Genomic DNA, 15,712 nt, shown 5'->3' on the forward strand with positions numbered 1-15,712 from the left:
GTAGAGGTGCGCCGCCGTCGCCGGGTCGCCGTCCTTCTCGTGCAGGTACGCGGCGACCGCGCGGTGGCGGGGGAGTGCGTCGTCCAGTTCGGCGAGCGCCGTCAGGCCGGCGCGCGGACCGTCGACCTCGCCGACGGCGACCGCGCGGTTGAGCCGCACCACCGGGCTGCCGGTCAGCCGGAGCAGCTGCTCGTCGTACCACTCCACGATCTGCACCCAGTCGGTCTCCGCGGCCGTGCGCGCGTCGGCATGCAGCGCCGCGATGGCGGCCTGCGCTTGGTACTCGCCCAGCCGGTCCCGGGCCAGGGCCGCCTGCAGCAGTCGATGCCCTCGCCGATCAGCGCGGTGTCCCACCGGCTCCGGTCCTGCTCGGCGAGGGGCACCAGGCTGCCGCCGGGTGTGGTCCGGGCGGCGCGGCGGGCGTGGTGGAGCAGCATCAGCGCGAGCAGCCCTGCCACCTCGGGGTGGTCGACCGCGGCCGCCAGCTGCCGGGTGAGCCGGATGGCCTCCGCGGCCAGGTCGACATCCCCGGAGTGGCCTTCGTTGAACACCAGGTAGAGCACCCGCAACACGGTCGCGACGTCGCCGGGCTCGTCGAACCGGACGCCGGAGACGGTGCGCTTGGCCCGGCTGATCCGCTGCGCCATCGTCGGCTCGGGCACCAGGTGGGCCGCGGCGATCTGCCGGGTGGTCACGGCCGCCGACGGCGCGCAGCGTGAGCGCCACCGCGGACGCGGGCGTCAGGGACGGGTGGGCGCAGAGGAAATACAGCTGCAGCGTGTCGTCCGACGGGGGCACCGGCCCGGACGGCAGTTCGTCGGCGACGGTCTCCTCCCGGCGACGGCGGGTGGTCTCCGCCCGGGTCGCGTCGAGGAACCTGCGCCAGGCGACGGTCACCAACCAGCCTGTCGGGTCCCGCGGCGGCGTGGCCGGCCAGCTGCGCACCGCCTCGACCAGTGCCTCCTGGACGGCGTCCTCGGCCGCCGCTAAGTCGGCTCCGCGACGGACGAGGACGCCGAGCACGGTCGGCACCAGGCTGCGCACCAGGACGTCGTCCACCGGCGGGGTCACTCGGTGATGGTGGGGGGCGCGCCCAGGAACGGGCGCAGCTCGAGCCACTCGCGGATCGGCTCACCGCCCGGGCCGGGGGCCGCCGACAGCTGCCCGGCCAGCTCGACGGCGCGCTCGTGGGTGTCGACGTCGATCACCATCCAGCCGGCGACGAGGTCCTTGGTCTCGGCGAACGGGCCGTCGGTGACCGGCGGGCGGCCCTCGCCGTCGTAGCGGACCCACCGGCCCTCGGGTGCGAGCGCCTGGCCGTCGACGAACTCGCCGGTCCGCTCCAGCTCGGCCGCGAAGTCGTTCATGTACTGGACGTGGGCCGCGACCTCGTCCGGCGTCCACTGGTCCATCGGTGCGCAGTCGAGCGACTTCGACGTGCTGCGGTAGTGCTTGAGCATCAGGTACTTGGCCATCGCGGCTCTCCTCGGTGCCGGTGCGGCCCATCGTGGCCGCGAACACCCCAGGGACGGAACCACCTCCTGGTTCTCGACATCGGGTGGCGGTGGCGCTCGGGCGTTCTCCTCGGGGATGGTCCGACGACGGCCCTCGAACGGGTTGTCCAGGGCCTCCGATGATCTGCGGACAGGCGCCTGGCCTGCTGTTCCGGGGCGTCCAGAGGTCTTCCGACCGGGCAGGTCTCCCGGGACGGGAGCACCGGTCGACGGCGCCGTGCCGGTCGGTGGATGCGCCGACCGGGCTGCCGGCGCCGAAGGTGGCCATCGTGACGACCGCGTCGGTGCACTCGGTGAGGGGCCGTGGCCCGGAGGACCTTCGTCCCGTGGGCGGGGACGCACGACCCGGCGACATGGGCGGCGCTGCGCGGGAGGGTCGGGGTGGGCCCGGAAGAGGTCCGGGCCCGGAGCCGAGGAGTGGTCATGACCGAGACGGATGTCCAGCGGACCGGTGGCGCCGACGGTGGAGCCCGGCCCCGCGTCGTCGTCGGCGTGGACGGTTCGGCCGGCTCGCGTGCGGCGCTGGTGCACGCCCTCCTCACCGCGGCCCGCACCGGCGCCGAGGTCGAGGTGGTGGCGGCGTACCAGGTCGCCGCCACCTGGTGGGCCGGGCCCGAGCTGGCCGGCGTGCTGCCCACGGAGGAGGTCGCCGACGCCACCACCCAGGCGATCGGGACCTTCGTCCAGGAAGTGCGCAACGACCTGGCGGTGATCGGTGCCCAGGGTGCGGCAGATGTGCCCGTGCAGCTCACCGTCGGCGCCGGCCCGGCCGCCCAGCTGCTGGTGAGGCGCGCCGCGGGCGCCGCCGTGCTGGTGGTCGGCAACCGCGGCCGGGGTGCGGTGCGCAGCGCGCTGCTCGGCTCGGTCGCCCTGCACTGCGTGACGCACGCGCCCTGCCGGGTCGTCGTGGTGCACCGCGCCCCGGCCGACCAGGCGCGGCAGCACACCGTCGTCGTCGGTGTCGACGGCTCGGCGCCGTCCCGCGCGGCCCTCGCCGTGGCCATCGAGGAGGCTGCCCGGCTCGGGGCCGACGTCGAGGCGGTCGCCACCTTCACCCTCTCCGACCACTGGACCGACGGCCTCAGCCGGTCGCTGCCCACGGTCGCCGAGATCACCGCCGACGTGCAGAGCCGGCTCGACGGCGCGGTCGCCGACGTGCTCCGCGGCGCCGACCACCCGGGCGGGACGGCGCCCACCGTGTCGACCGTGGTGGTGGAGGGCGCGCCCTCCGACGTCCTCGTGCGGCGGGCGGCCGACGCCGAGCTGCTGGTGGTGGGCAGCCGCGGTCGCGGGCAGGTGCGCGGCCTGCTGCTGGGCTCGGTGGGCCTGCACTGCGCCATGCACGGCCCGTGCCCGGTGCTGGTCGTCCGGCCCGTCGCCGAGGTGGCCGCGGCCGGCTGAGCCGGCCGCGGCCTGCGGGGGAGCGGGCGGTCGGGTGGGCGCCGGGGAGGCCGGTCGGTGGTGCCTAAGCTGGCCCGGTGACCGCCCAGGCCGAGCAGGACACCATCCGGGTCTTCCTCCTCGACGACCACGAGATCGTCCGCCGCGGGGTGGCCGACGTGCTGGAGACCGACCCCGGCATCGTCGTGGTGGGAGAAGCGAAGAACGCCGCCGAGGCGCTGGCCCGGGTGCCGGCGCTGCGCCCGGACGTCGCGGTGCTCGACGTGCGGCTGCCCGACGGCGACGGCGTCTCGGTGTGCCGCGAGCTGCGGTCGAGCATGCCCGACCTCAAGGTCGTCATGCTCACCAGCTACAGCGACGACGAGGCGCTGTTCGAGGCGATCATGGCCGGCGCCTCGGGCTACCTGCTCAAGCAGATCCTCGGGCAGGACCTGGTCGCCGGAGTGCGCACGGTGGCCGCCGGCGGCTCGCTGCTGGACCCGACGGCCGCCGCCGCGGTGATGCAGCGGATGCGCCGTTCCGCCGAGCCCACCGGCCCGCTGGCCAAGCTCAGCGAGCAGGAGCGCACCGTGCTGGAGCTGATCGGTGAGGGGCTGACCAACCGGCAGATCGGCGAGCGGATGTTCCTCGCCGAGAAGACGATCAAGAACTACGTGTCCCACCTGCTGGCCAAGCTCGGCCTCGAACGCCGCACCCAGGCCGCCATCCTCGCCACCGAGCTGCGCGGTCCGGGCCGGCCCTCGCAGTGAGCTGAGGGCGCAGGCCCGGGCTCAGCTCTCGCTGCGGGCCGGCAGCGGGACGTGCCAGCGCAACCGGGTGCCGCCCTCGGCGACCCGCTGCGCCGAGGCGCTGCCGCCGCGGGCCAGCGCCCGCCGCTCCAGGTTGCCCAGCCCGCTGCGGGCCACCAGCGGGTCGATGCCGCACCCGTCGTCCAGCACCTCCACGACCACCTCGTCACCGACGTCCAGGGTGACGGTCACGTGCCGGGCGGCGGCGTGCCGGGCGGTGTTGGTCACCCCCTCCCGGACGACGGCCTCGACGTCGGCGGCCAGCGCACCGGTGACCAGGGCGTCGACCGCGCCGGACATCCGCACCGTGGGGTGCAGGCCGGGCTCGGCGGCGGCGGTGACGACGTCCAGCACCCGCCGGCGCAGGCTGTCCGCGGTGCTCGCGCCGTCGGTGGTGTGCAGGTCGAAGATGGTGGTCCGGATGTCCCGCACCGTCTCGTCCAGCTGGTCGACGACGCCGCGCAGCCGCTGCTGCACGACGTCGTCCCGCACCCGGGTGGCCGCCGCCTGCAGGCTCAGACCGGCGGCGAACAGCCGCTGGATGACGTGGTCGTGCAGGTCCCGGGCGATCCGGTCGCGGTCCTCGTAGACGTCCAGCCGGCGGGCCACCTGCTGGCGGGCCACCATGTCCAGCGCCAGCCCCACCTGGTCGGCGAACGCGGCGACCAGCGGTCCCAGCGCCGGGTCGAACGGCTGCGCGCCGCCGCGTCGCACGGCGACGACGATCGCCGGCCAGGCATCGGTGCGCTCCAGCGGCACCCCGATCGCCGGCCCCCACGGGGCCCGGCCGGTGGGCGCCCCCGGCAGCAGGCCGGTCAGGTCGAGGGAGGAGACCGCGCCGGCGGACAGCACCGCCCGCAGCGCCGGGGTGTCCTCCGGGGGGAGCCGGGCACCGGTGACGTCGGCCAGCTCGGGGCCGCTGCTCTGCGCCTGCACCTGGTAGGTGTCGGTGTCCGGCAGCGCGACCAGCAGCCACGTCGCGTCCGCGCCGGTCAGCGTGCGCACCCGGTCGGCCACCAGCTGCAGCGCGGTGTCCGGCGAGGCCCCGCCGAGCAGGGCGACCCGGACGTCGGCCACCGCCTCCTGCCACCGCCGCCGCACCTGGCCCTGCTCGTAGAGCCGGGCGTTGTCGATCGCGATGCCCGCGGCCCCGGCCAGCGCGACCAGCACCGCCTCGTCCTCTGCGGTGAACTCGCCGTCGCGCTTCTCGGTCAGGTAGAGGTTGCCGTAGACCTCGCCGCGCACCCGCACCGGAGCACCCAGGAACGAGCGCATCCGCGGGTGGTCCGCCGGGATGCCGACGGCGGCGGGGTGCTGGCTGAGGTCGCCGAGCCGCAGCGGCCGGGGATCGGTGATGAGCTGGCCGAGCAGCCCCTTGCCCTCCGGCGGCGGTCCGCTGAGCGCCGGGTGGCCCTCGGGCAGGCCGACGGTGATGAAGTCGCCGAGGCCGCCGCCGGGCCGCAGCACGCCGAGGGCGCCGTACCGGGCGTCGACCAGCCCGGTGGCCGCCGCCACGATCCGGCGCAGCGTGGTGTCCAGGTCCAGCCCGGCGGAGACGCTGAGGAACGCATCGAGCAGGTCCTGCACCCGGGCCTGGGTGCGGGCGACCGTGGCCAGCCGGTCCTGCACCTCGCCGATCAGCTCGGTCAGCCGCATGCCGGCCAGCGCGGGGGTGGAGGCGGGTGCGGCAGTGGCGTCGTCCGGCTCCCAGGGCGTTGCTGCGGTGCTCATCCCCGCCAGCATCCCCTGGGGCGCGGCGGAGGGATCACCCGGCGTCCGCACGGCTCAGTCCGGAACCGGCGTCGGCTCGGGCACCAGCGCCCGGACGGCGGCCGGCGCACCGGCTGCCACCCGCAACCGACGGCCGTGCACCAGCCGGATCCCGATCGCGACGTAGCAGCGCTCGCCCGCCGGTGCCCAGGCGCGCGTGCCGAGCAGGTCGAGCTCGCCGATCCCCGCCGGGTCGCTGATCAGCCGCGACGTGCCGACCACGGTGACGTGCCACCCGGTGCGGCCGAGGACGTCGTAGTCGTCCACCTCGAAGGCGACGACGGTGCCGCGGCTCGCGGCCGCCACCGTGCTGCCCTGCTGGGTGGGGACGACGATCTCGCCGCGGTCGACCGTGAAGGACACCGGCTGGATCGCCGGCAACGCCCCCTCGGTGAACGCGATCCGGCCGATCGTCGCCGTCGCCAGCAACGCCCGGCACTCGCCGTCGTCGAGCACGTCCAGCACGCGGTCCCGCTGCACCGTCAGCACGGCGACTCCTCTGTCTCGTGGCGGTTGACCCGGACCCCCGGGACGACGACCGGGCCCCTCGTCGTGCGAGGGGCCCGGCCGTCGGGTGCGGGTGCGGTCAGCGGGCGTCGGCCGGGGCGGCGACGGTCTCCGGCGCCGGCTCGCTGGCCAGGTCGGCCTGCCACAGGTCCGGGCCGAACACCTCGTACTGGATGTCCTTGGGCGGCACGCCCAGGCCGATGAGCTGGCTGCGCACGGCCTTCATGAACGGCAGCGGGCCGCACAGGTAGTACCCGGCGCCTGCCGGCAGGTCGACGCCGCTCAGGTCCATCCGCCCGGTGTGCACGGCGTCCGCGGCGAGCTCGCTGTCCCCGCCGTCCTCGTACCAGACCTGCACCCGGGCGCCGGGCAGCGCGGCCATGTCGTCCAGCAGCTGCCGGCGGAGCGCGAAGGTGGACTCCGCCGTGTCGGCGTGCAGCACGGTGATCGGCAGGTGCGAGCCCGCGGCCACCAGGTGCGAGACCATCCCGGCCGTCGGGGTGACGCCGATGCCGCCGCTGACGAACACCACCGGCCGGCCGGAGTCGTCCAGCACGACGTCGCCGAAGGGCACCGAGATGGTCAGCCGGTCACCGACGGCCACGGTGTCGTGCAGCAGGGTGGAGACCTCGCCGGCCGGCTTGCCGTTGCCGGCGACCCGCTTCACCGAGAACTGCAGGTGCTCGCCGTCGTCGGCCCGGGTGAGGCTGTACTGCCGGGGCTGGTGCACGCCGTCGGGCATGAGCGCCTGCACCGAGATGTACTGGCCCGGCAGCGAGGAGCGCACCAGCCGGTCGTCGCCCCGCTTGACCCGGAAGGTGACCACGTCCGGGGTCTCCTGCACCCGCTCGGTGACCTCCCACTCGCGCCAGACGGCGTCCGGGGTGACGGCGCGGGCGCTGTACAGGCCGCGCTCCATGTTGATCAGGGCGTTGGCCATCAGCCAGTAGACCTCGTCCCATGCCGCGGCGACCTCCGGGGTGACCGCCTCACCGAGGACGTCGACGATCGCCCAGAACAGGTTGTCGTGCACGACCTGGTACTGGTCGGGGCGCAGGCCCAGCGAGGCGTGCTTGTGCGCGATCCGGGACAGCAGCGCCTCCGGCACCTCCTCCGGGTTCTTCAGCAGCGTGCTGGCGAACACCGCCACCGAGCCGGCGAGCGCGACCTGCTGGGTGCCCTCGGCCTGGTTGCCGCGGTTGAACAGGCCGTCGAGCAGCTCGGGGTGCTCGCCGAACATGTGCGCATAGAAGCGCCGGGCGATCTCCTCGATGTTGTCGGCGACCACCGGGAGGGTGGCCTCGATGACCGGGCGCGACGTGTCGGACAGCATGGTTCTCCTTGCGTAGGGGGTTGAGCTCGTGGTCCTTGATCAGTCGGTCGGGGACTGCCCGACCGACCGCATGACGAGGGCGGTGTAGACCGCGGCGACTCCGGCGGCGACCGCCAGCAGGGCCAGCCCCGGCTTGTAGTTGCCCACCTGCCCGTAGATGAGGCCCATCAGCAGCGGCGGCACGAACCCGCCGAGGCCACCGGCGGCGCCGACGATGCCGGTCACCGACCCGACCGTGCCGGCCGGGGCGACCACGCCGACGAGGGCGAAGACCGCGCCGGACGCCGCACCGAGCGCGGCGGCCATCGCCAGGAAGGCCACCGTGCCGGTCGGGGCCAGCGGCGGCTCGAAGGCGGAGACCGCCGCGCCGACCGCGACCACCGCGAACGACGCCACCAGCACCGGCACCGGGCGCAGCTTGTCCGACAGCACCCCGCCGACCGGGCGCATCGCCACGGCGAGGACGACGAACCCGGCGGTGCGCACCGCGGCGTCCCCGGGGGTGAGGCCGAAGGCGTCCCGCAGGTAGGTGGGCAGGTAGACGCTGAAGGCGACGAAGCCGCCGAAGCCGATGGCGTAGAGGAAGGACAGCTGCAGGGTGACCGGCATCCGGGCGGTGTTCCAGGCGCGCCGGGTGGCGCTGCCGGTGGGCACGGCCCGACCGGGTGCGTCGCGCAGCGTGGCGTAGGCCAGCACGGCGTAGAGGGCGAGGACCACGGCGACGAGGGTGAAGGGGAACGACACGCCCTGGGCGTCCTTGAGCGCCACGGTGGTGAAGGCGGAGACCGCGGTGCCGCCCATGCCGATGCCGAAGACGCCGAGCGCGGTGCCCCTGCGGGCCGGCGGGAACCAGGAGTTCACCAGCGGGACGCCGATGGCGAACGTCGTGCCGCCCAGGCCGAGGACGAAGCCGCCGAGCAGCAGCAGCCCGTAGGAGTCGGTGGCCACGTGCCCGACGAACAGCACCGGCACGATGGTCAGCGCGGTCACCAGCGGGAACATCAGCCGGGCACCGAAGCGGTCGGTCAGCGCCCCGACCGGGATCCGGCCCACCGAGCCCACCACCACGGGCACGGCGACCAGCAGCGACTTCTGCAGGGCGCTGAGCCCCAGCGAGTCGCTGAAGAACGAGCCCAGCGGGCTGATCAGCGCCCAGGCCCAGAAGTTGACGCCGAAGCCCAGCGTGGCGACGGCGAGCACGGTCCACGCCTGGCGCGGGATCTCGGTGGCCGGCGCATCCGCTGCCGCGGCGGCGGGGGAGACCGAGGGGGCGATCGTTCCCCGGTCCTGGTTCGGAGCGGACGTGCCGCGATCGGTCATGTTCCCAGTAACCGCCCCGGGCGGGTGCCGGACGAAGAGACGAAGGTCCCGGGCGGGGGAGTCCGGGGGCCCGAGCACCCCGCGCCCGGGCTCGGACGCCGGAACGCCCGGCCGCCGACGCGGGTGCGTCGGCGACCCGGCGTGGGTGCTGCTCAGCCCGGGGGGCTGCTCACCGGCGGGAGACCTTCTCCTTGTCCCACCCGCGGGCGCTCGCCCGGCTGCCCAGCCGGACGTCGCGGCTCCGGTAGACGATGTAGGGCCGGGTGAAGTAGCCGAGCGGGGCGCTGAACACGTGCACCAGCCGGGTGAACGGCCAGATGGCGAACAGCAGGAACGCCGACAGCGCGTGCAGCTGGTAGCCCAGCCCCGCCTCGTCCATCAGCTCCGGCTTCGGCTGGAAGTAGAAGATGCTGCGGAACCACGGCGAGACGGTCTCCCGGTAGTCCGAGGCCTGGCCGATGATGTTGCCCAGCACCGTGTTGCTCAGCCCGAACAGGATCGTGGCGGTGAGCACCAGGTACATGAGCTTGTCGTTGCGGGTGGTCGCGGAGAACACCGGCCCGACGGTGCGCCGGCGGTACAGCAGGATGCCCAGCCCGACGATGGTGCCGAAGCCGGCCAGGGCCCCGGTGGCCACGGCGACGACGTGGTAGGCGTGTTCGGAGATGCCCACCGCCTCCGTCCAGGACGCCGGGATGCCCAGCCCCAGCACGTGGCCGGCCAGGGCGAACAGGATGCCGAAGTGGAACAGCGGGCTGCCCCAGCGCAGCAGGCGGCTCTCGTAGAGCTGGCTGGACCGCGTCGTCCAGCCGAACTTGTCGTAGCGGTAGCGCCAGTAGTGCCCCACCACGAACACCGCCAGGCTCACGTAGGGGAGGACCACCCAGAGCAGGATCTCGAGGGTGTTCATGCGGAGGCTCCTGTGGGGGTCGCGGCGCGGGGCACCGAGCTGAACTCCGGTGGGGCGAAGGGGGCGGCGCTGTAGGGGTCCAGGCCGACGTCCTCCGACGGCGGCCCCTGCTGTGCCAGCAGCAGGGCTGCCTCCCGGTCCGCGGCGGCGACCGGGGGCAGGGTCGCGCAGACCGCCTGCAGCACGTGCTCGTACGGCGAGCGGCGGTCGGCCAGGGACAGCCGGAGCAGCTCCAGCCCGGCACGGTGCTCGTGCAGCAGCCGCTCACCGCGCGCCACGTCACCGGTGGCGGTGAACTCCAGCACCACCGCGAGGTGGTCGGGCAGCTCGCCGTCGGCCAGCTCCATGCCGGCCCGGGTGTAGAGGTGCTTGAACTGCAGCAGCGCCATGCCCCGCTTGCGGGTGTCGCCGTACCGGTAGTACGTCAGGTACAGGCAGCACCGCCGGCGCAGGTCGAAGGTCTCCACGTAGTCGGTCTGCTGCTGGGCCAGCGGGGTGGTCTCCACGTGGTCCAGGAACCGGCCCAGCGGACCGGCCAGCTCGGCCGGCAGCGGGGCGACGGTGGCCCGGAGCAACCCGAGCCGGTCCAGCGGCAGCTCGTCGGGGTAGTCCAGCAGCAGCGAGGCGACCTGCCGGGCCGCGGCCACCTGGGCGGGAGTGCCGGCGCCGGTGCGCTCGCGCCGCAGTCGTCCGGCGACGTCCCGGGCGCTCACGGCTTGGGCTCCACGACGGCGGGGGAGTCCGGGCCCACACCGCCGTCGTCCGGGCCGTCCGGGCCGGCGGTCAGGTCGTCCCGCGGCGGGAACAGGCCCTCCGGCGCGCCCTTGCCGTCCCAGTTGAGCAGGTTGACCCGCTGCTCCTTGGTCGCCGGCGCGGCCGCGGTGTCGCTGCGCTGCCGGCCGGCGAGCATGTGGAAGTTCTCCACCGCGATCGGGGTGACCCCACCGGAGCTCTCCCCGAAGGGCCCCCAGCCGCCCATCCCCGGGCCGTCGTCGTAGTCCAGCGAGCAGCCGGTGTCCAGCTCCTCCTGACCCGGGCCCTGCTCGGAGTGCGCGGTCGGGATGACGTAGCGCTCGTCGTACTTGGCCACCGCCAGCAGCCGGTGCATGTCCTCGATGCCCTGACCGGTCATCCCCACCGCGGTGGCGATCGACTCGTCGGCCTCCCGGCCCAGGTTCAGGTCGCGCATGTAGGAGCGCATCGCGGCCAGCCGGCGCAGCACGCCGTCGACCCGCTGGGTGTCCCCGGCGGTGAACAGCTCGGCGAGGTACTCCACCGGGATGCGCAGCGACTCGATGGCGCCGAACAGGTTGCCGGCGGCCTCCCCGTCGTGCCCGGTCTCGGTGAGCGCGTCGACCACCGGCGACAGCGGCGGGATGTACCAGACCATCGGCATCGTCCGGTACTCCGGGTGCAGCGGCAGCGCCACCCCGTAGGTGTGGATCAGCGCGTAGATCGGCGAGCGCTGCGCGGCCTCGATCCAGTCCTCGGAGATGCCGTCGCGCCGGGCGGCGGCGATCACCTCGGGGTCGTTCGGGTCGAGCACCAGCGACCGCTGCGCCTCGTAGAGGTCCTGCGGGTCAGGGGTGGCGGCGGCCTCCAGCACCCGGTCGGCGTCGTAGAGCACGATGCCGATGTAGCGGAGCCGGCCCACGCACGTCTCCGAGCAGACGGTCGGGATGCCGACCTCCACGCGCGGGTAGCAGAAGGTGCACTTCTCGGCCTTGCCGGTGCGGTGGTTGAAGTAGATCTTCTTGTACGGGCAGCCGGTCACGCACATCCGCCAGCCACGGCAGCGGTCCTGGTCGACCAGGACGATCCCGTCCTCGGCCCGCTTGTAGATCGCCCCCGACGGGCAGGACGCCGCGCACGAGGGGTTGATGCAGTGCTCGCAGATCCGCGGCAGGTAGAACATGTAGGTCTGCTCGAACTTCTCCTTGACCTCGGCGGAGATCTTCTTCAGCACCGGGTCGTTCTCGAGCAGCTCCGGGGCACCACCGAGGTTGTCGTCCCAGTTGGCGCTCCACTCCACCTTCATCGGCTTGTCCGACAGCAGCGAGCGGGGCTGGGCGACCGGGGTGTGCTCCTGCAGCGGGGCGTTGGTCAGCGTCTCGTAGTCGTAGGTCCAGGGCTCGTAGTACTCGTTGATCGAGGGCTGCACCGGGTTGGAGAAGATGGTCATCAGCCGCTTGAGCCGGCTGCCGGTGCGCAGCTTGAGCCGCCCGTTGCGGCCCAGCTCCCAGCCGCCCTTCCACTTCTCCTGGTCCTCGTAGGTGCGCGGGTAGCCCTGGCCGGGCCGGGTCTCCACGTTGTTGAACCAGACGTACTCGACGCCGGTGCGGTTGGTCCACGCCTGCTTGCAGGTGACCGAGCAGGTGTGGCACCCGATGCACTTGTCCAGGTTCATCACCATGCCCATCTGGGCCATGACTCTCATCAGTACTGCACCTCCTGGCTGCGACGGCGGATCACGGTGGTCTCGTCCCGCTGGTTGCCGGTGGGGCCGAGGTAGTTGAAGGCGTAGGACAACTGGGAGTAGCCGCCGATCAGGTGGGTGGGCTTGAGGAACAGCCGGGTGAGCGAGTTGTGGATGCCGCCGCGCTTGCCCGAGGTCTCCGCACGGGGGACGTCGATCAGCCGCTCCTGGGCGTGGTGCATGTAGACGGTGCCCTCGGGCATCCGGGAGGAGACGATCGCGCGGGCGACGACGACGCCGTTGCGGTTGACCGCCTCGATCCAGTCGTTGTCGGCGATGCCGACCTTCGCTGCGTCCTGCGGGCTCATCCAGATCGTCGGGCCGCCGCGGGAGAGCGAGAGCATGAACAGGTTGTCCTGGTACTCCGAGTGGATCGACCACTTGCTGTGCGGGGTGAGGTACCGGACGGTCACCCCGAGCTCGCCGGTCTCACCGAGCTGCGGCTCCCCGAAGAGGGCGTGCATGTCCAGCGGCGGCCGGAAGACCGGCAGGTTCTCACCCGCCTCGGTCATCCAGTCGTGGTCCAGGAAGAAGTGCATCCGCCCGGTGAGCGTGTGCCAGGGCTTGAGCCGCTCGACGTTGATCGTGAACGGCGAGTACCGCCGTCCGCCGTGCTCGCTGCCCGACCACTCCGGTGAGGTGATCACCGGGGTGGGCCGCATCTGGGTGTCGGCGAAGGTGATCCGGCGGCCCTCGTCCTCGGCGGCCAGATCGGCCATCCGGGTGCCGGTGCGCTCCTCGGCGGCCCGGAACCCCTGCACCGCCAGCCGCCCGTTCGTCGTCCCGGACAGCGCCAGGATCGTCTCGCACCAGTGCACGTCCTTGGTGAGCACCGGCCGGCCGTCGGCGACGCCGCCCCGGGTGACCCCGTTGGTGCGGCGCAGCAGCTCGACCTCCTTGTCCGGCATGGTGGTCACGCCCTTGAGCTGCAGGCCGGCCTTCTCCACCAGCGGGCCCAGCGCCGCCCACTTCTCGGCCACGGCCGCGTAGTCCCGCTCGATCACGGTGATCTTGGGCATCGTCTTGCCGGGCACCGGCGCGCACTCGCCGGCCTTCCAGTCGCGCACCACCCCGCGGGGGTTGGCCATCTCGTCGGGGGTGTCGTGCATCAGCGGCAGCGCGACGAGGTCCTTGCGCACGCCGAGGTGGGTGGCGGCCAGCCGGCTGAACACCTTGGCGATCGACCCGAAGGCGGCGAAGTCGCTGCGGGTCTCCCAGGGCGGGGAGATCGCCGGGTTGAACGAGTTGACGAACGGGTGCATGTCGGTGGTGCTGAGGTCGTACTTCTCGTACCAGGTGGCGGCCGGGAGCACGACGTCGGAGAACACCGTGGTGCTGGTCATCCGGAAGTCCAGGGTGAGCAGCAGGTCGAGCTTCCCCTCGGGCGCCTCGTCCCGCCAGACGACCTCGGCCGGGCGCATCTCCGGTGGCGCCTCCTCCGCCCGCAGCGAGGAGTCGGTGCCCAGCAAGTGCTTGAGGAAGTACTCGTTGCCCTTGCCCGAGGAGCCCAGCAGGTTCGCCCGCCAGACGGTGAGCACCCGCGGGAAGTTCTCCGGTGCGTCCGGGTCCTCCCCGGCGAAGCGCAGGCTGCCGTCGGTCAGCCCGTCCACCACGTGCTGCCCGGGCTCCTTGCCGGCCGCCTCCGCCTCGTCGGCCAGGTCCAGCGGGTTGCGGTTGAAGGTCGGGTAGGACGGCATCCAGCCCATCCGGGCCGACTGGGCGAGCACGTCGGCCGGGGACTTCCCGGCGAACCGGCCCGTGCCGAGCGGGGAGGCGAAGCCGTCCAGGTGGGTCTGGTCGTAGCGCCACTGGTCGGTGTGCAGGTACCAGTAGGCGGTCTGGATCATCTGCCGCGGCGGCCGCGCCCAGTCCAGCGCCGAGGCCAGCGCCTGGTAGCCGGTGATCGGGCGGACCTTCTCCTGGCCCACGTAGTGCGCCCAGCCGCCGCCGTTCACGCCCTGGCAGCCGGTGAGCGTGGTCAGGGTCAGGAAGGCCCGGTAGATGGTCTCGGAGTGGAACCAGTGGTTCGTGCCCGCGCCCATGATGATCATGGAGCGGCCGCCGGAGTCCTCCGCGTTCTGCGCGAACTCCCGGCCGATCTTGGTCGCGACCGCCGCCGGGACGCCGGTGTGCTGCTCCTGCCAGGCGGGCGTGTACGGCTGCGAGGCGTCGTCCAGCCCGGTCGGCCACTCACCCGGCAGCCCGTCCCGGCCCACGCCGAACTGGGCCAGCAGCAGGTCGAACACGGTGGTCACCAGGTGCTCGCCCACCTGCCGGACCGGGACGCCGCGGCGCAGCACGGCCCCCTCGCCGCGGGGGGTGTCGAAGCGGGTCAGGTCGACCGGCACGGTCGGCGCCCCGTCGGCGTAGAGGCTCAGCCGCGGGTCGACGTCCCCGAGGTCGAGGTTCCAGTTGCCCTTGCCGGCCTCGGTGAACCGGTGGCCCAGCGACCCGTTGGGCACGTGCGGGGAGTCGGTGACCGCGTCGACCAGGACGGTCCTGAACTCCGCGCCCTCCGCGGTGTCGCCCAGGTCGGCGGCGGTGAGGAACTTGCCCGGCACGTAGCCGTCGCCGCGCGGGGTCAGGGTGAGCAGGAAGGGCAGGTCGGTGTAGCGCTTCACGTAGTCGATGAAGCGGGGCACCTGCCGGTCGAGGAAGAACTCCTTGAGCACCACGTGGCCCATCGCCATCGCCAGGGCGCCGTCGGTGCCCGGGTGCGGGGCCAGCCAGTCGTCGGCGAACTTCGTCGCGTCGGAGTAGTCCGGGCTCACCACCACGACCTTCTGGCCGCGGTAGCGGGCCTCGGTCATCCAGTGCGCGTCCGGGGTGCGGGTCACCGGGACGTTGGAGCCCCACAGCATCAGGTAGGAGGCATCCCACCAGTCGCCGGACTCCGGGACGTCGGTCTGGTCGCCGAACACCTGCGGGGAGGCCACCGGCAGGTCGGCGTACCAGTCGTAGAAGGACAGCATCGGGGCGCCGATGAGCGACATGAACCGGGAGCCGGCCGCGTGCGACACCATCGACATCGCCGGGATGGGGGAGAAGCCGGCGACCCGGTCGGGGCCCCACTTCTTGATCGTGTGCACGTGGGCGGCGGCGACCATCTCGGTGGCCTCGTCCCAGCTGGCCCGCACCAGGCCGCCCTTGCCGCGCTGGGACTTGTAGGTCCGCGCCTTCTCCGGGTCGTCGACGATGTCGGCCCAGGCGAGCACCGGGTCACCCAGGCGCTTCTTCGCCTCGCGGTACATCTGCAGCAGCGAGCCGCGGACGTAGGGGTAGCGCACCCGGGTGGGGGAGTAGGTGTACCAGGAGAACGCCGCGCCGCGCGGGCAGCCGCGGGGCTCGTACTCCGGCCGGTCCGGCCCGGTCGTCGGGTAGTCGGTCTGCTGCGCCTCCCAGGTGATGATCCCGTCCTTGACGTAGACCTTCCACGAGCACGAGCCGGTGCAGTTCACCCCGTGCGTGGAGCGGACCACCTTGTCGTGCGCCCAGCGGTCCCGGTAGAAGGCGTCGGCGTCCCGGCCGCCGATCTGGTGCAGGGAGCGCAGGTCCGGGCTGACGTCCCCCTTCCGGAAGAACCTCGACGTCTTGACCAGCGCCTCGGAGAGGTCGCCGTCCAGTCGTGCCGGCCCACCGGTGGTGCTGGTGCTGCCCTTGCGTGCGGGGGTCACGGTTCTCCTCGATCGAGCG

General features: G+C 73.3%; 13 protein-coding genes and 1 pseudogene. 3 read left to right on the forward strand and 11 right to left on the reverse strand.

Annotation, left to right across the window (positions count from 1 at the left end; all coding sequences use genetic code 11):
- Window positions 1-173 precede the first annotated feature (173 nt).
- On the reverse strand, window positions 174-518 hold the full coding sequence (locus Q1A09_RS22605) for a DUF6596 domain-containing protein (protein ID WP_366139773.1): 345 nt from the start codon (window positions 516-518) through the stop codon (window positions 174-176).
- Between Q1A09_RS22605 and Q1A09_RS22610 the strand changes: the two genes are divergently transcribed.
- A complete protein-coding gene (locus Q1A09_RS22610) occupies window positions 423-719 on the forward strand; it encodes a hypothetical protein (RefSeq protein WP_366139774.1) in 297 nt (98 codons plus the stop codon). The genes Q1A09_RS22605 and Q1A09_RS22610 overlap by 96 nt on opposite strands.
- 145 nt (window positions 720-864) lie before the next feature.
- On the opposite strand, the pseudogene Q1A09_RS22615 reads toward Q1A09_RS22610, so the two are convergent.
- Window positions 865-1,119: pseudogene (locus Q1A09_RS22615) on the reverse strand (sigma factor); the annotation flags it as partial.
- The gene (locus tag Q1A09_RS10530; RefSeq protein ID WP_299954431.1) at window positions 1,068-1,475 is read right to left on the reverse strand and encodes a YciI family protein; all 408 of its coding nucleotides are present in this window, start codon (window positions 1,473-1,475) and stop codon (window positions 1,068-1,070) included. The gene Q1A09_RS10530 and the pseudogene Q1A09_RS22615, both read right to left, overlap by 52 nt.
- Window positions 1,476-1,937: 462 nt before the next feature.
- Here Q1A09_RS10530 and Q1A09_RS10535 point away from each other — a divergent pair, with 462 nt between their 5' ends.
- The gene (locus Q1A09_RS10535) at window positions 1,938-2,915 is read left to right on the forward strand and encodes a universal stress protein (RefSeq protein WP_299954433.1); all 978 of its coding nucleotides are present in this window, start codon (window positions 1,938-1,940) and stop codon (window positions 2,913-2,915) included.
- A 77-nt stretch (window positions 2,916-2,992) separates the two neighbouring features.
- Window positions 2,993-3,664: a response regulator transcription factor gene (locus Q1A09_RS10540; protein WP_299954435.1), complete on the forward strand. Its 672-nt coding sequence runs from the start codon at window positions 2,993-2,995 to the stop codon at window positions 3,662-3,664.
- 21 nt (window positions 3,665-3,685) lie between these two features.
- On the opposite strand, the gene Q1A09_RS10545 is transcribed toward Q1A09_RS10540, so the two are convergent.
- The 8 genes from Q1A09_RS10545 to Q1A09_RS10580 form a co-directional block, all read right to left on the reverse strand.
- Window positions 3,686-5,434, reverse strand: a complete 1,749-nt coding sequence (locus Q1A09_RS10545) for a GAF domain-containing sensor histidine kinase (protein ID WP_299954437.1) — start codon at window positions 5,432-5,434, stop codon at window positions 3,686-3,688.
- Window positions 5,435-5,488: 54 nt separating this feature from the next.
- Window positions 5,489-5,962, reverse strand: coding sequence for a pyridoxamine 5'-phosphate oxidase family protein (locus Q1A09_RS10550; protein ID WP_299954438.1), 474 nt, complete (start codon window positions 5,960-5,962; stop codon window positions 5,489-5,491).
- 97 nt (window positions 5,963-6,059) lie between these two features.
- Complete coding sequence (locus Q1A09_RS10555; RefSeq protein ID WP_299954440.1) at window positions 6,060-7,313, reverse strand: globin domain-containing protein; 1,254 nt, start codon at window positions 7,311-7,313, stop codon at window positions 6,060-6,062.
- A gap of 39 nt (window positions 7,314-7,352) precedes the next feature.
- The gene (locus tag Q1A09_RS10560) at window positions 7,353-8,633 is read right to left on the reverse strand and encodes a nitrate/nitrite transporter (RefSeq protein ID WP_299954442.1); all 1,281 of its coding nucleotides are present in this window, start codon (window positions 8,631-8,633) and stop codon (window positions 7,353-7,355) included.
- Window positions 8,634-8,802: 169 nt separating this feature from the next.
- The gene (narI, locus tag Q1A09_RS10565; protein WP_299954443.1) at window positions 8,803-9,543 is read right to left on the reverse strand and encodes a respiratory nitrate reductase subunit gamma; all 741 of its coding nucleotides are present in this window, start codon (window positions 9,541-9,543) and stop codon (window positions 8,803-8,805) included.
- Complete coding sequence (gene narJ / locus Q1A09_RS10570) at window positions 9,540-10,256, reverse strand: nitrate reductase molybdenum cofactor assembly chaperone (protein WP_299954445.1); 717 nt, start codon at window positions 10,254-10,256, stop codon at window positions 9,540-9,542. The genes narI and narJ overlap by 4 nt, the downstream gene beginning before the upstream one ends.
- Complete coding sequence (narH, locus tag Q1A09_RS10575) at window positions 10,253-11,980, reverse strand: nitrate reductase subunit beta (protein WP_299954447.1); 1,728 nt, start codon at window positions 11,978-11,980, stop codon at window positions 10,253-10,255. Before narH ends, narJ begins: the two co-directional genes overlap by 4 nt.
- Window positions 11,980-15,693, reverse strand: coding sequence for a nitrate reductase subunit alpha (locus Q1A09_RS10580; RefSeq protein ID WP_299954449.1), 3,714 nt, complete (start codon window positions 15,691-15,693; stop codon window positions 11,980-11,982). The genes narH and Q1A09_RS10580 overlap by 1 nt, the downstream gene beginning before the upstream one ends.
- Window positions 15,694-15,712: the final 19 nt, after the last annotated feature.

The sequence above is a fragment of the uncultured Modestobacter sp. genome, assembly GCF_947486615.1.
In the GTDB taxonomy this organism is placed as follows: Bacteria; Actinomycetota; Actinomycetes; order Mycobacteriales; family Geodermatophilaceae; genus Modestobacter.

Excerpts from the sequence above, each read along its gene's own strand:
- Q1A09_RS10545 (WP_299954437.1), bottom strand. The coding sequence starts at position 5,434 with ATGAGCACCGCAGCAACGCCCTGGGAGCCGGACGACGCCACTGCCGCA.
- Q1A09_RS10560 (WP_299954442.1), bottom strand. The coding sequence starts at position 8,633 with ATGACCGATCGCGGCACGTCCGCTCCGAACCAGGACCGGGGAACGATC.
- narI (WP_299954443.1), bottom strand. The coding sequence starts at position 9,543 with ATGAACACCCTCGAGATCCTGCTCTGGGTGGTCCTCCCCTACGTGAGC.
- Q1A09_RS10530 (WP_299954431.1), bottom strand. The coding sequence starts at position 1,475 with ATGGCCAAGTACCTGATGCTCAAGCACTACCGCAGCACGTCGAAGTCG.
- narH (WP_299954447.1), bottom strand. The coding sequence starts at position 11,980 with ATGAGAGTCATGGCCCAGATGGGCATGGTGATGAACCTGGACAAGTGC.
- Q1A09_RS10555 (WP_299954440.1), bottom strand. The coding sequence starts at position 7,313 with ATGCTGTCCGACACGTCGCGCCCGGTCATCGAGGCCACCCTCCCGGTG.
- Q1A09_RS10535 (WP_299954433.1), top strand. The coding sequence starts at position 1,938 with ATGACCGAGACGGATGTCCAGCGGACCGGTGGCGCCGACGGTGGAGCC.